Genomic DNA, 15,568 nt, shown 5'->3' with positions numbered 1-15,568 from the left:
AGCCGGACGCCGGCCTGAAACCCGCCAAAAAAAATCAGGCCAGGCGTTCCACCGTGATCCACCAACGGGTTCGATAGCGGATCTGCACCGGGAGCGTGCGTGGCAGGACGGCGAGCAATTTGTCGGTGTCCTCCAAGCGGAAAACGCCTGACAAGCGCAGGTCGGCAATCGACGCTGCGCAGTTCAAATAGCCTGGGCGGTAGCGGCCTACTTCGTTGAGAAAATCTGCCAGGCGCATGTTGCGCGTGACGATCAACCCGTCTGCCCAAGCCCCTGCGTCCATGTCCAGCGGTGGCGCCAGGGTCGCTGTGGCTGCGGTGATCAAGTAGCTTTGCCCGGCTTCCACCTGGATGGGCGAGCCATCGCTGTTTGGGTGCGAACGGATAACCACCCGCCCGCTGGTGACGCTCAGCCGTGTGCAGTCGCTGTCCTGGCGCACGACGAAACGCCCCTCCAGCCCTTCGAACAGTCCATGGCGGCTTTTCACCAGCAGTGGGCGCCCGGGGGCGCGGCCACAAATGACCATGATTTCGCCGCGGGCCAGGGTGATCAGGCGCTGCTGGGCGGTGAAATCCAGGTCGGCGGCGCTGTGGGTATTGAGTTCCAGTCGCGTGCCATCTGGCAATTGGTACCCTCGGCGTTCACCGGTGACAGTGGCGAAATCGGCATTCCACGACTGCCAGCCCAGGTCCTTGCCCAGCCACGCCGCGCCGCCCATCAGGGCGACGCCCGACAGCACCTTCAGGGCCTGGCGACGACTGAGGCGCTGGGCGCTGTTTTCCAGGGTGTCCAGGGCGATGTGGGCACCGGGCACGGCCCGCAGGTTCGAGGTTATTTCGCTGTGCAGCGATTGCACCCGTTGCCAGGCCAGCTCGTGTTCAGGGTGGGCGGCACGCCAGGTGTCGCACTGTTGGCGCAAGCTGGGGTGAGTGGCGTGGTTGCGCAGGCGCAGCAGCCAGTTGATCGCCTGCCTCACGACCTGTTGCGACGGGCCGTTGCGGCGGCTCTGCAAGGGATCCGCCGGCTCAGCTTTCATAGCGCAACACGTAGCAGTGGTACAGCGCATCGGCGACGTAGCGCTCCACCGAGCGCAACGAAATGCCCATCTGTTCGGCAATCTGCTTGTACGTCAGGCCTTCGCATTGAGCCAACAGAAAGGCCTTGCGGACTTTCGGCTTGAGGCCTTCGAGCATCCTGGCAATGGCTTCGAGCAATTCCAAGATCAAGGCCTGGGCTTCGGCGCCGGGGGTTTCGGCTTCCGGCAGGTGCGCTATGGTTTGGAGGTAGGCGCGTTCGATTTCTTCCCGCCGCCAATGGTCGATCACCAGGCCTTGGGCGATGGTGCGTAAAAAGGCGCGTGGGGCCCGAAGCTCCGGGCGTTCGCTACGCTGCAACAGGCGTACGAAGGTGTCCTGGGCCAGGTCGGCCGCATCGGCGGCATTGCCCAAGCGGGTGCGCAGCCATGTGTTGAGCCAGCCGTGATGCTGGCTGTAGAGCGCCTGTACTGCAAACTCGGGAGATGACATGGACGCGACGGCCTGGATGTTACGAATGATAACGTGTCGCATTGTCATCAGCCGCCGGCGAATTTGCAACCACCGTTCGACCCGGCGAGCCTCCCGTCGCCTATTTGTACAAATGCCTAATTATTTGTACAAGCTTGCCGACAGAGTGGATATGCGTGCACCAAAGTGGAGCAAGTGACAAGACTGCCCGCGCTGTTACATGGAACGTTGCAACCTGGAATGCACCCCCACTCCTTGCATGAGAAGCCCCATCGATGAATCTAAAGTTCAGCCACAAAATCCTTCTTGCCGCCTCTGGTGTGGTGGTTTTGGCTTTTGCCCTGTTCACGCTCTACAACGATTATTTGCAGCGCAACACCATTGGCAGCAGCCTGGAGTCGTCCATCGAGCAGTCCGGCGACCTGACGGCCAGCAGCATCCAGAACTGGATGAGTGGGCGGATCCTGGTATTGGAAAACCTGGCGCAAAACATCGCGCATCAGGGCACTGCTGCAGATCTGCCGGGGCTGGTGGATCAGCCGGCGCTGACGTCGAACTTCCAATTCACTTATGTGGGCCAGGCCAACGGTGTCTTCACCCAACGCCCGGACGCCAAAATGCCTGACGGCTACGACCCGCGTCAGCGCCCTTGGTACAAACAGGCAGTGAGCGCCGATAAAACCATGTTGACCCCGCCTTACCTGGCGGCGGTGGGTGGCCTGGTGGTGACCGTGGCCCTGCCGGTGAAGCACAACGGCGAATTGCTTGGCGTGGTGGGCGGCGACCTGAGTCTGGAAACCCTGGTGAAAATCATCAACTCCGTGGACTTCGGTGGCATTGGCCATGCGTTCCTGGTCAGTGGCGACGGTCAGGTGATCGTCAGCCCCGACAAGGACCACGTGATGAAAAACCTCAAGGACATCTACCCAGGTACGCCGGTGCGCATTGGCAAGGGTATCCAGGAGGTTGAGCTGAACGGCCAGAACCGTATCCTTTCTTTCACCCCGGTGACCGGCCTGCCGAACGCCGAGTGGTACATCGGCCTGTCGATCGATGAGGCCAAGGCCTACGCGCCGTTGAGCCAGTTCCGTACGTCGGCGCTGATCGCGATGTTTGTCGCGGTGGCGGCCATTGCCTTGCTGCTGAGCCTGTTAATCCAGGTGCTGATGCGCCCGTTGACCACCATGGGCCGAGCCATGCAGGACATCGCCCAGGGAGAAGGCGACTTGACCCGGCGCCTGGTGGTGCAGGGCAAGGATGAGTTCGCGGTGTTGGGGGGGTCGTTCAACCAGTTCGTGGAGCGGATTCACGCCTCGATCGCGGAAGTGTCTTCCGCCACGCGCCAGGTGCATGACCTGTCGCAGCGAGTGATGACCTCATCCAACGCTTCGCTCGTCGGCTCGGATGAGCAGAGCGCCCGCACCAACAGTGTGGCAGCGGCCATCAACCAGTTGGGCGCCGCCACCCAGGAAATCGCCCGCAATGCCGCCGATGCCTCGCAACAGGCCAGCGGTGCCAGCGAACAGGCCGATGACGGTCGCCAGGTGGTGGAAAAAACCATCCAGGCCATGACCGAGCTGTCGCAGAAGATCAGCCTCTCGTGCACCCAGATCGAAACCCTGAACGCCAGCACCGACAACATCGGGCACATCCTGGACGTGATCAAGGGCATCTCCCAGCAAACCAACCTGCTGGCGCTGAACGCGGCCATCGAAGCGGCCCGTGCCGGTGAAGCTGGACGCGGGTTTGCGGTGGTGGCCGATGAAGTGCGCAACCTGGCGCACCGCACCCAGGAGTCGGCGGAAGAAATCCACAAGATGATCACCTCGCTTCAGGTCGGTTCCCGTGAAGCGGTGACCACGATGAACGCCAGCCAGACCTCCAGCGAAGAAAGCGTGGAAGTGGCCAACCAGGCCGGCCTGCGACTGGTCAGCGTGACACAGCGCATCGGCGAGATCGACGGCATGAACCAGTCGGTTGCAGCCGCGACCGAAGAGCAGACCGCTGTGGTTGAAACCCTCAACATGGACGTCAGCCACATCAATCTGCTGAACCAGCAAAGCGTGGCCAACCTCAATGAAACCCTGAAGGACTGCGATGCCTTGTCCCAACAGGCCAATCGCCTGAAGCAACTGGTGGACAGCTTCAAGATCTGACCTCAGTCGCAAGCCGACCCAATCCCCTGTGGCGAGAGAGCTTGCTCCCTCGCCACAGGTACGGGTTGCCTGGGCTGGCGCCATCGCGAGCAGGCTCGCTCCCACAGGGGATTGGCGGTGAGCCTGGATCTTGCGTCCACCCCAGAACCAAAACTGTGGGAGCGAGCCTGCTCGCGATGACGGCAGTACAGCCAACTTCTCACTGACTGACCCACCGCTTTCGCGAGCAGGCTCGCTCCCACAGGGGATTGGCGGTGAGCTGGATCTTGCGTCCACCCCAGAACCAAAACTGTGGGAGCGAGCCTGCTCGCGATGACGGCAGTACAGCCAACTTCTCACTGACTGACCCACCGCTTTCGCGAGCAGGCTCGCTCCCACAGGGGATTTGCGGTGAGCCTGGATCTTGCGTCCACCCCAGAACCAAAACTGTGGGAGCGAGCCTGCTCGCGATGACGGCAGTACAGCCAACTTCTCACTGACTGACCCACCGCTTTCGCGAGCAGGCTCGCTCCCACAGGGGATTTGCGGTGAGCCTGGATCTTGCGTCCACCCCAGAACCAAATTGTGGGAGCGGGCTTGCTCGCGAAGACGGCAGCCCAACCAACTGCTTCATTGACTGACCCACCGCTTTCGCGAGCAAGCCCGCTCTCACAAGGGATGGGCGCTACTTGAACATCCCCTGCACATTCCCCATCGCCTCATCGGCGAAGCCCTGGAGGAAATCCCTGAAGCCCGACGGTGTATGGGCGTCGGTGTGGTCGGCGATGATGGTCCAGGTGGCGCGGCAGCGGTTGCCAGCCAAGGGTTCGACGCGCATGGCCGCCCACAGGTTGTCGATGCCCAGGGTGTTGTAGATCAGCGTCCAGGTCATGTGCATGGCCTGGTCGTCACGGCTGTTGAGCTGCTCCACCACCAGGTTCTGCCCATCGACGAAGAACTTCTTGCGCAGGGACCTCACGCCTTCGCCGGTCATTTCGATGCGCTCCAGGGCCGGGATGAAACGGTTGAAGCCGCCAAAATCACCCACCACGTCCCAGACGCGCGCCGCATCGGCCGCGACCTCCACCGAGGTTTCGACCTGGCAGGCTTGTGGGTTTTTGATCAGGGTGTCGGGTTGAAATGCACTCATGGTCTTGCTCCTTGCTTTGGATTGAGGGTGTTTCAGATGAAGTCGATGGCCTTGAGGTAATCGGCGCCGCGGCGCAGCAGGGCCGCGGATTTTTCCGGGTAGCTGGCACCCATCTGCCGCACGCCGGCGCGGGCGTTGTCGTGGCTGATCAGTGAGATGTCACCGATGTCTTCCTCGAAGCCGTTGAGGTAGAAACCCAGCACGCCAAACAACGCGTTGTCGGCATCGACCCGAGCCAATTGCCGTTGCCACTCGGCGATGCTCACCAGGGAAAATTCCCGGCCGCTGTCACGGAACGACGCCACATAAGCGTCCCAGCTCAACGGTTGCGGGTTATGCAGGTTGAACACCGCTTGGCTGGGCTGGTAGCGGCTGGCGTGGAAGGCGATGAAGCGGGCCAGGAAGTCCACCGGCATCAGGTCGAAATTGAGCGACAGGTCCGGCACCTGGCCGAGCTGGATCGAGCCCTTGAGCATCAGCATCAAGCGATTCTTGTGGGGTTGGCAGACCCCGGTCAGGCTGTTGAAGCTGATGTTGCCGGGGCGGAAAAGATTGACCCACACGCCGCGGTCCCGGGCCCGTTGCAGGATCCGTTCGCCAACCCATTTGGACAGGTTGTAGCCGTTCTTGATGTAGATCGGCGGCGTCTCGGCGGCCGGCTGTTCCAGCACCTGACCGTCGGCATCCAGGGCACTGGAGGCAGACAGCGTGGAGACGAAATTGAAGATTTTCTTGCTGCGCCCTTCGCACAGGCGCAGGCACTCGAAAATCGGTTCCACGTTGTCCCGTGCCAACGACTCGTAGTCGAGCACATGGTTGACGTGGGCGGCGTTGTGCACCAGCGCGCCGAAGGTGCGGTCGATGCGGGCATAGACGTCGTCCGGTAAACCCAATTGCGGTTGGGTGATGTCGGCGGCATAGACGCTGACGCGATCCAGGTCCAGGTGGGTCAGGTGATTGTCCCGCAGGGCCTGGGAGAAACGCTCGGCCGCGCTGTGTTCAGGGCTGGCACGCACCAGGCAGGCGACTTCGGTGGCACCCCAGGCCAGCAGCGCTTCGACGATGTGCACGCCAAGGAAACTGTTGGCGCCAGTCACTACCACCTTGTGCACATCGCCGCATTGACTGATGGGCAGCGGGTCAAGGTTGAGCTCGGCCTCGGCATCGATGAAGGCCTGGGGGCTGAGGCTCGACGCACTGCCTTGCTCGGGATCGTCCAGCAACTTCGCCAAGGTCATCAGCGTCGGCGCTTCGATGAAGCGGTTGATCGACAGGCTGCGGCCGAATGCCTGGCGAATGCTCAGCAGCAATCGTGACAGCAGGATCGAATGCCCGCCGAGGTTGAAGAAGCTTTCATCGGTGGCGATGTCGTCGACCGGCAGCTCCAGCAGCTCGGCCCACAGGTGCTGCAGTTGTGTCTCCAAGGCGTTCTGCGGCTGCCGGCGTTGGCCGTCGACGTGCACCTGCACCGCCATGGCGAGCAATGCCCGGCGATCGACCTTGCCGTTACTGGTGTAGGGCAGGCTGGGCAATTCAACGTAGGCGGCCGGATGCATGTAGCTGGGCAAGCTGTTCTGTACATGCTCACGCAAGGCCTGGAGAGCGGCGCCGGGGCGCTCTTGTTCGGGATGAACCAGGAACGCCAGGATCCGCCGCCGTTCATCGACCCCCACCGCCACCTGGCGAAACAACTGGCTTTCCCGCAGGCAGTGTTCGATTTCCTCGGGTTCGACCCGAAAGCCACGGATCTTCACTTGGTTATCGCGACGGCCACACAGTTCGATGCCGTTGTCGGTCCACTGGCCGATGTCGCCGGTGCGATAGACCCGCAACGCTTGCCCGGTGGGCAGCGTCAGGTTGAGGTAACGCGCCGCGGTCAGCGCCGGATCATTCAGATAGCCGAGGCCGACGCCCGGGCCGGCGATGTACAGCTCGCCCGTAACACCCTGGGAAACCGGTTGCAGTTGTTCGTCCAGGATCAGCACCCGACCATTGGCAATGGGCACGCCGAGGTTGCGGTTGTTGTCGCCAACACCGAAGCGCCGGGTGGTCGCCAGCACCGTGGTTTCGGTCGGGCCGTAGATGTTGTGGAACCGGCATTGTGGTGCGAGCTGTTCGATCACGAACGGCTCGCAGACATCGCCACCGGTGATCAGGTGCGCCAGGCCCAACGGCGCCTCCAGGGGCATGACACTCAGCAACGCAGGCGGCAGGAAGGCGTGGCTGACCCGCTGTTGCTGTATCAACGCGACCAATTGTTGCGGATCGCGGCGCTGGTCTTCGCTGGGCACCACCAGCAGGGCGCCGTGGATGAAGGTCGGCAGGATATCCAGCAGCGACGCGTCAAAGTTGATGGTGGAAAACTGCAACGCCCGACTGTCGCGCTGCAACCCGACGTAGTCGCCGTACCAGGCACAGAAATGGCTGAGGTTGCGGTGGCTGAGCAACACGCCTTTGGGCTGGCCAGTGGTGCCGGAGGTGTAGATCGCCACGGCCGGTTCGTCGCCATCCACGGTGCGGCGGATCAACGAGGCCGGAATGCCTGGCTTGGGCGCTGGCAACTGATGGATGTTCAGAGTTGGCAGCATCAGGTCGCCCAAGTCGCTGTCGCCGTCGTGTAGCAGCAGGTCCGCCTGGGCATTTTCCAGGATAAAGCGCCGACGTTGCGCTGGATGCTGCGGGTCCAGCGGCAGGTACACCGCCCCACAGCCGAGCACTGCCAGGATCGCCGCGTACAGGTGCGCGGATTTGGGCAGGCACACGCCGATTACTTTGTGGGAGTAAGTCCCGTGGGAAGAAGTCCTGTGGGAGGAAGGCTTGCCCCCGATGAACGATAACGCGGTTTGGTTGGGAATCTCGGCGTCTTCATCGCGGGCAAGCCTTGCTCCCACAGGTTCTGCTTTTCTTGCCCCCACAGATTCTCCAACAGCTCCTTTCTCATGTTCTGCTCGGTGCAGTATTTCCAACATCGGCTGCTGCAACCTCAGCGCCAGGCGGCGCAAGGATTTGTAGTCGATCAATTGCCCATCGACCCACAGGGCCGGTTGCGTCGCGTCATCGAGCAGGCGCTGTTCGATGCTGTGCATCACCGGCACGTCGGCGGCGGCCAGCAGCCAGGGCACCGACGGTCGATTGAGGCCGTGCTCGAAGGCCAGCGGCTCCAGCGCATCGAGCCCGAGCAGGGGTTGGTCAACGGCGTCAGCGTGTACCGTCGGCCAATCATCGAAGCAGGTCTCATCCCGGGACAACTGGCTGACCAGTCGTGCGCCGGTTTCGACCAGCGTCGCCAGCGTACGCAGGCGCAAGGATTGACCATTGCCATCGCGTTGCGGCGCGATCACTTCCTGGCACAACAGCCGCTGCGCCCCGTCGCGAAAGAGCAGCACCGGTTGCGGCAATGCCTCGTCGGGCAGCGTGCGCAGCGCCACGCGGACCTGAAGGCATGAGCGGGCTTCAATGGCGCGCGGTGTCGTACCGTCGTCGATCAACAGGTCGACCGGCGATTGCAGGTCCACCACCGCGTGACCGTGCTGCTCCAATTCCCGGGCCAGTTCGGCCATGGCCTGGCTGGTGCCAGGCACTGCAATGTCGAGGCGTCTCATAGAAAGGTCCTCATGGGGTCAGATAATCAGCGAGGGCATCGCGCACGCAGGGGGACGCGAGCATCGAGCTGCCGCGAAAAAAACGCGTGATGTTGCCCACCAAGGGGTGAAAACGATTGATGGGATACGCCAGCGCACTGGCGTCTTCGCGCAGCGACTGGCGCACCGATTCGTCGACGGGCAGGTGCGCTATCAGCTCGAAGTCGAATGCTTGCTGCAGGTCGCTCGCCAGGTACTGGGCGATGAAACCGGGCATCAGGCGGGCAATTTGCGCGCGGTCCTCTTCGGGGGCGGTGCGCCAATAGATCTGCACCAGTCGCGTCCAGAAACCGGAGTGCCGGCCCTCGTCGAGCAAGTGATCGGCCATCAGCCCCTTGATCGAGGCCTTGACCGAGTCGTCCCGGGCGAAGGCCGCCACTTCGTTGGTCACGGTGTTCTCGGCAATGGCGATGCAGATCAGCTCCACGGCACTGAGCAGATGCTCTGGCGCCTCGGCCAGGGTCGCCGGTATGGCGCGGCTGAGTTCGATCTGCCCAGGCAACGGGATCGGTTCGATGCCGGTCATGTCGATGGTCTGCTGCATGAAGTCCATCGCCACCAGCGCGTGGTAATCCTCGTCCACCACCACGGTCATCGCGTCGTAGCGGCAGGCGAACGGGAACTCGATGCCGAAGCGGTTCTTGGCGATGCGCCGGGCGGTGTGGTCCACCAGTTCGGTCTCGAAAATCACCACGTCATTGATGAATTTGTAGAGGCTCTGCACCAGCACGAAGTCGCGCAATTGCGCACAGTGGCTAAGGAAGGTCTGGCTGTGCACCAGCGGCTGGCGGCTCATGGGGAAAATCAGCTTGTCGTCGTCTTCAACCCGGCGCCGTGGCCGGGTACGGATCGTGGCGCGGCTTTCCCAAGCGTCGGCGAAGGATTGGTATTCGACGGCGTTCATGGCATCACCTGTGCAACCGGCTGGGCCATGCTCTGGCGCAGGCCGTCCCACAATGCCGCGCGACTGTGAACGGCGGCGAGCGCGGCGGCCAGCACCTCGGTTTCGCGCTGCGGGTCGCCATCGATCAGCCGCGCCAAGAGTTTCTCTGCCGCCGGCCCGTGGTCCTCGGAGTCGACCTCGATGTGCCGTTGCAGGTAGTAGCGAAAGGTCGGAGCCTGATCCAGGCCAATGCCCCAGGCGTCCAACATGCGTTGGAACATCTGTGGGATGACGCTCTCGCGGCCATGCACGAACGCGGCGGCCACGCTGTGGGCCGGGGCGTGCAGGGCGGTGTGCAAGGTCTGGCGGACGAACCGCGCCGCCGCCGGTTCGACCTCGACGCTGTCCAACGCGGTCTCGGGGCTGACGCCTTCCTGCTGCAGGGTAATGAACTGCTCGATTGCACGGGTATCGGCGCCGATTTCCCGCATGGCGTCCAGGTACAGTTCGAAATGGCTGCAGTAGCCTGCGCCGGGGCGGTCATCCGACTCTTCCCCCAGCACGATTTCATTGATCAAGCGGGCCGCGTGAGGGTCGGCCGGCGGCAGCCAAGGCAGGTGGACACAGGTGAGCTCGCGTTGCAGCCGCTTGGTCAGCGACATGAAGTCCCAGACGGCAAAGACATGGCTTTCCATGAAACGGCGTAACAGATCGATTGATGTAATCTCGGAAAAAACCGGGTGTTGTCCAAGTTCATGCTTTTTCAGAGATAGTTGTTCTTTGGATGGCTGCATTGGAACGTCCTCATCAATGATGTTATGTCCGGAAGGCGGCTCGTTAGTTAATGAAGGCGAGCGGGTGCCTGAACCGGAATCCATGAATTACCCAAGGGGGTGAAGTATTCTCTTTTAATCGTTGTTTCAGCTTTCGATGCCAGTGTTTGCTGAGGTATTGGCGCATCGAAAGGGCCGCTGGTAACGCGGTGAATAAAAAATTAATACATGTAACAAGTAAGCGGCAAGTGTTTTTTTAATTATTTGAAGTTGTAGTTTTACTGGGCGCGAAGAGGCCTTTAAAACTTTTAATATAAGTTTTATTGGGGCGAAGAAGCTCCTTCCGATTTAGCGAGATCAGAATCGAATAGTTCGAGTGAATGCCTCACTCGGAGCACTTCAGGAATCGGGGAGTAAGAAGTTTTTTGTTAGGGGCAGGACATCGGTCGGACTTCCGATCATCCCGCCGGTTGGACGTCGCTCCTTGCGTATTGGCTTCGATTCGTCTGGCCTCAGCCAGGCGTTGACTTCTTCAGGTCTGTTTTGAATCGACAAGCGCAAGAGTGAGCCCAAATCGATGGCAGTGCCATTGGACTGATGGGGCGACGAAGCGCGGCCACGGTCAGGCCGCGCCGCGCTGGCGACAAGTGAGTCGGAAGGATATGTAAGAAATTTTTACGCCGGACGAAGCGCCGGCGTGGAATCAAGGCTTCGACGGCTGTTCCAGGTACCGGCGCATGGTGATGGAGGCTTTTTCCAGATGCTGCTCCAACAAGGCGACCGCTTTATCGATATCTCTGTCTATCGCGGCCGCGAGGATGGCGCGGTGGTCGTCCTGGGTCAGCTTGCCCAACCCCATGGACGAAAGATGAAAACGCAAAAAGCGTTCTTCTTCATTGAGCTCGTGTTCGATCAGGTCCAGCAGTTTGCCGTTGGGTGCCTTGTGGTAAAGCGACATATGGAACAGCCGATTGAGCTTGGCGATTTCAGCGTATTCGGTTTGTGTCTCCAATTGTTCGATGTACTGGGCTGCCAGCGCCAGGTCACCTTCATCGAGCAGGGGGATGGACAAGCGCAAGGCGAAAGCTTCCAGGACCGCGCGCAAGGCGTAGGTCTCGACCGCATTGTTGGTAATCAGCGGGGCCACCACGGCGCCTTTGTGCTGGACGACATTGAGCAACGACTGTGCTTCGAGCTGACGCAACGCCTCACGTACCGGCATGCGGCTCACGCCGAACAGGTCGGCCAGCTCTTGCTGGCGCAGGGCGGTGCCGCTGGGCAGGCGCCCGTCGAGGATGGCCTCGCGCAGGGAACTTTCGATGATCGACCGCGCCTGATCGGCGGGGACGGGACCGTTGACCTGGATAGTGCTGAGCGGTTTGGGCTTCTTTGTCACGACAACACCTGAACGGGTAGGAACGAAAATTGGATCCATGCCAACGTTAGTTACAGATTGCCAAGCCGTCAAAATCTCGCGGCCCCGGTTCCTGAACTAAAGTTTAGTCTGCTTGCGGTGATTGCAACCTGCCATTGTCTTTTGCCCGGCCAGGCTTCACCATCCAACGAATTTCCAACGGCCCTTTTCGGACGTATTTCCCTTGGCTGCACCTTTCCCGGTCCTCAGGTCCTTGCGTTGGCTGTGTTCGGCACTATTGCTGGCCGGCCTGATGCTGGGCGGCCTGCAAGCCGACTGGGACTTTGCGCAGATCAGCCGGCGGGCGCAAGCGTTATATGGGCCACTGGGCGAAGGGCAGCAGCGGATCGACGCGTGGCAGCAACTGCTGGCGACTCAGAAACAGATCCCCGAACTGGAACAGCTCAAGGTGGTGAACCTGTTTTTCAACAAACAGGTGCGCTACGTGGAAGACATCGACCTGTGGCGTGAAGTCGACTATTGGGAGACGCCGATCCAGGCCTTGTGGAAGGGCGCCGGCGACTGTGAAGACTACGCCATCGCCAAGTATTTCAGCCTGCGTCGTCTCGGGGTGTCCAGTGACAAGCTGCGCATCACCTACGTCAAGGCGTTGCGACAGAACCGTGCGCACATGGTGCTCACCTATTACGCCACGCCCGAGGCGATGCCGTTGGTCCTCGACAGCTTGATCGACGGTATCCAGCCGGCCAGCCAGCGAACCGACTTGCTCCCGGTCTACTCTTTCAATGCCGAAGGGCTGTGGCTGCCGGGTGCCAAGGGCAACAAGAAAGTGGGTGACACCAAGCGCCTGTCCCGGTGGCAGGACGTGTTGAAAAAAATGCAGGCCGAAGGTTTTCCGGTCGAGACGACTAACTAGGAGCGCGCGCTCAGATGTCCTTGTTCAAACAGCTGTTGATCGCTATCTGTCTGTTCCTGGTGGTTGCCTTCAGCGGCAGCTTCATGGTCAGCCTGGAAAGCTCGCGGGCCCAATACGTCAACCAGTTGCGCTCCCACGCCCAGGACGCGGCCACGGCGCTGGCGCTGTCGTTGACGCCGAACATCGACGACCCGGCGATGGTGGAATTGATGGTCAGCTCGATCTTCGACAGCGGCTACTACGCCAGCATCCGCGTGGTCGACGTGGCCACCGACAAGACCCTGGTCGAGCGCACCGGTACACCGGACGCCGGCAGTGTGCCGCAATGGTTCGTCAAGCTGATCGGCCTGGAACCGGCCGGTGGCGATGCCATCGTCAGCCGCGGCTGGGAGCAGGCAGCGCGGGTCGAAGTGGTCAGCCACCCGATGTTCGCCCTCGCCAAGCTGTGGCAGAGCGCGTTGGGCAGCCTGGGCTGGCTGTTGCTGTGCGGCGCCGTGAGCGCGGTGCTGGGGGCCTTGCTGCTGCGTCGCCAGCTCAAGCCGCTGGACTACATGGTGCATCAGTCCCACGCCATTGCCCGTCGTGAATTCCTGAGCCTGCCGGAGCTGCCGCGCACGCCTGAACTGCGTCGGGTAGTGCAGGCGATGAACCAGATGGTCGAGAAGCTCAAGGCGCTGTTCCAGGAACAGGCCGAGCGCAGCGAGAAACTGCGGGTCGAGTCCTACCAGGACAACCTCACGGGCCTGGCCAACCGGCGTTATTTCGAAATGCAGCTCAATGCCCGGGTGAGCAACCCGGAGCAGGCCAGTTCCGGTTACCTGCTGCTGTTGCGGGTCAAGGACCTGGCCGGTTTGAACCAGCGGCTGGGCGGCCAGCGCACCGATCAGTTGCTCAAGGCCGTGGGCGAGCAGTTGCAGCGTGAGTGCGCCCGCTACCCGGAAACCCACAACCTGGTCACGCGTATTCGCGGCGGCGAGTTCGCGGTGCTGGCCCCGGGGCTGGTGCGTGAGGAAGCGCTGCAATTGGCGCAGAACCTCGAGGCCGCGTTGGCGAGCTTGCACGCCACCGGCGCGACTGACGTGGCCTCGGTGGCCTCCATCGGGCTGGCGCCGTTCGTCCATGGCGACTCGCCGCAAGCGGTGCTGCAGCTCGGCGACCAGGCCCTGGCCCAGGCCGAAAGCCAGGGCGAACCGGGTTGGGCCTGCCTGGATCACAGTGCCTCGGCCAGTGTCGGCGATGATCACCACGCCTGGCACACGCTGCTCGACCAGGCCTTGAGTCATCAGCGCTTCGAGTTGTACTTCCAGCCGGTGGTGGCGGCCCAGGACACTCAGGTAGTGCTGCATTACAAGGTGTTGTCGCGGCTGTTGGACGAGCAGGGCCAGACGATCCCCGCCGGGCGTTTCCTGCCGTGGTTGGAGCGCTTCGGCTGGACTGCGCGGCTGGACCGCTTGATGCTTGAACAGGTGCTCAAGCAGATGGCTGGGCATGAGCAGTCCTTGGCGTTGAACCTGTCCTCCGCCACGCTTGCCGATCCGCAGGCGTTGAACAAGGTCTTTGAAATCCTGCGGGCGCATTCCAACCTTGGGTCGCGCCTGACGCTGGAGATTGGTGAAGAGCAACTGCCGGAGCAAGCGGTGCTGGAGCAGTTGACCCGGCAGTTGCGCGAGCTTGGTTTCTCCTTGAGCCTGCAGCGTTTTGGTGGGCGGTTCAGCATGATTGGCAACTTGTCGCGGTTGGGGTTGGCTTATCTGAAGATTGATGGCAGCTACATTCGCGCGATTGATCAGGAAAGTGACAAGCGCCTGTTTATCGAAGCGATACAGCGTGCTGCTCACAGTATCGACTTGCCGTTGATTGCTGAGCGGGTTGAGACGGAGGGGGAGTTGGCGGTGATTCGGGAGATGGGGTTGTTTGGGGTTCAGGGGCAGTTAGTGGGTGAGCCTAAGCGTTGGGGGTGAGGCGGGTTGTGTCCTTTTGACCGCGTACATATCCATTCCTGCGATAACGGCCACATAGGGTTCCGGGTATGACTCACCCACATGGGTTACATATCAGTTCACGCACATAGGTAACAGTTTTTAACTGGCAGGGTCAGTTTGCGGTGATGTTGGATACCCACACGATATTGGGAACCGCACGGTCCTGTGGCGAGGGAGCTTGCTCCCGCTGGGTCGCGCAGCGGCCCCAAAAAAGCGATGAGCGCTGCGCACTCAAGCGGGAGCAAGCTCCCTCGCCACAAAAGCTTTCCCAGCCATCACGGCACAGATTGATCCACGGTAAACATTGTGGGAACGAGCTTGCTCACGCATTAGTGCAAGCAGACCCACCGCCATCGCGAGCAAGCTCGGCTCCCACAGGATCGGCGGTGGACATTGATCTTATAAATGACCAAAACCTGTGTGGGAGCGAGCCTGCTCGCGAAGGCGGTGGGTCAGTTTGCGGTGATGTTGGATACCCACACGATATTGGGAACCGCACGGTCCTGTGGCGAGGGAGCTTGCTCCCGCTGGGTCGCGCAGCGGCCCCAAAAAAGCGATGAGCGCTTCGCACTCAAGCGGGAGCTAGCTCCCTCGCCACAAAAGCTTTCCCAGCCATCACGGTACAGATTGATCCACGGTAAACACTGTGGGAACGAGCTTGCTCACGCATTAGTGCAAGCAGACCCACCGCCATCGCGAGCAAGCTCGGCTCCCACAGGATCGGCGGTGGACATTGATCTTATAAATGACCAAAACCTGTGTGGGAGCGAGCCTGCTCGCGAAGGCGGTGGGTCAGTTTGCGGTGATGTTGGATACCCACACGATATTGGGAACCGCACGGTCCTGTGGCGAGGGAGCTTGCTCCCGCTGGGTCGCGCAGCGGCCCCAAAAAAGCGATGAGCGCTGCGCACTCAAGCGGGAGCAAGCTCCCTCGCCACAAAAGCTTTCCCAGCCATCACGGCACAGATTGATCCACGGTAAACATTGTGGGAACGAGCTTGCTCACGCATTAGTGCAAGCAGACCCACCGCCATCGCGAGCAAGCTCGGCTCCCACAGGATCGGCGGTGGACATTGATCTTATAAATGACCAAAACCTGTGTGGGAGCGAGCCTGCTCGCGAAGGCGGTGGGTCAGTTTGCGGTGATGTTGGATACCCACACGATATTGGGAACCGCACGGTCCTGTGGCGAGGGAGCTTGCTCCCGC

10 protein-coding genes are annotated in these 15,568 nt (G+C 61.4%); 3 read left to right on the top strand and 7 right to left on the bottom strand.

Going from position 1 to position 15,568, the window contains the following annotated elements; all coding sequences use genetic code 11:
* Positions 1-34: 34 nt before the first annotated feature.
* A complete protein-coding gene (locus J3P88_RS29295; protein ID WP_434573161.1) occupies positions 35-1,036 on the bottom strand; it encodes a FecR domain-containing protein in 1,002 nt (333 codons plus the stop codon).
* Positions 1,026-1,526 carry a sigma-70 family RNA polymerase sigma factor gene (locus J3P88_RS29290; protein WP_411387447.1) on the bottom strand — a complete coding sequence of 167 codons (501 nt, stop codon included), beginning with the start codon at positions 1,524-1,526 and terminating at the stop codon, positions 1,026-1,028. The genes J3P88_RS29295 and J3P88_RS29290 overlap by 11 nt, the downstream gene beginning before the upstream one ends.
* A gap of 254 nt (positions 1,527-1,780) precedes the next feature.
* Between J3P88_RS29290 and J3P88_RS29285 the strand changes: the two genes are divergently transcribed.
* Positions 1,781-3,661 (top strand): methyl-accepting chemotaxis protein, encoded by a 1,881-nt coding sequence (locus J3P88_RS29285; protein WP_186709998.1) that lies wholly within the window; start codon positions 1,781-1,783, stop codon positions 3,659-3,661.
* A 664-nt stretch (positions 3,662-4,325) separates the two neighbouring features.
* Here the strand turns inward: J3P88_RS29285 and J3P88_RS29280 are convergent.
* The 5 genes from J3P88_RS29280 to J3P88_RS29260 form a co-directional block, all read right to left on the bottom strand.
* The gene (locus J3P88_RS29280; RefSeq protein ID WP_434573159.1) at positions 4,326-4,790 is read right to left on the bottom strand and encodes an SRPBCC family protein; all 465 of its coding nucleotides are present in this window, start codon (positions 4,788-4,790) and stop codon (positions 4,326-4,328) included.
* A 32-nt stretch (positions 4,791-4,822) separates the two neighbouring features.
* Entirely contained in the window at positions 4,823-8,392 is a 3,570-nt protein-coding gene (locus tag J3P88_RS29275) for an amino acid adenylation domain-containing protein (protein WP_434573157.1), read from the bottom strand.
* Positions 8,393-8,402: 10 nt separating this feature from the next.
* A complete protein-coding gene (locus J3P88_RS29270) occupies positions 8,403-9,335 on the bottom strand; it encodes a diiron oxygenase (RefSeq protein WP_434573155.1) in 933 nt (310 codons plus the stop codon).
* Positions 9,332-10,108 (bottom strand): DUF3050 domain-containing protein, encoded by a 777-nt coding sequence (locus J3P88_RS29265; protein WP_158457536.1) that lies wholly within the window; start codon positions 10,106-10,108, stop codon positions 9,332-9,334. Before J3P88_RS29265 ends, J3P88_RS29270 begins: the two co-directional genes overlap by 4 nt.
* Before the next feature lie 682 nt (positions 10,109-10,790).
* Complete coding sequence (locus J3P88_RS29260; protein ID WP_434573152.1) at positions 10,791-11,483, bottom strand: GntR family transcriptional regulator; 693 nt, start codon at positions 11,481-11,483, stop codon at positions 10,791-10,793.
* A gap of 271 nt (positions 11,484-11,754) precedes the next feature.
* Between J3P88_RS29260 and lapG the strand changes: the two genes are divergently transcribed.
* Positions 11,755-12,378, top strand: coding sequence for a cysteine protease LapG (lapG, locus tag J3P88_RS29255; RefSeq protein ID WP_434576648.1), 624 nt, complete (start codon positions 11,755-11,757; stop codon positions 12,376-12,378).
* 14 nt (positions 12,379-12,392) lie between these two features.
* Positions 12,393-14,339, top strand: coding sequence for a cyclic di-GMP receptor LapD (lapD, locus tag J3P88_RS29250; protein ID WP_186710004.1), 1,947 nt, complete (start codon positions 12,393-12,395; stop codon positions 14,337-14,339).
* Positions 14,340-15,568: the final 1,229 nt, after the last annotated feature.

It is taken from the genome of Pseudomonas sp. Z3-6 (assembly GCF_051131985.1).
GTDB lineage: Bacteria > Pseudomonadota > Gammaproteobacteria > Pseudomonadales > Pseudomonadaceae > Aquipseudomonas > Aquipseudomonas zanjanensis.
The sequence above is the reverse complement of the archived record's forward strand: the minus strand, read 5'-3'. Positions and strand labels throughout refer to the sequence as shown.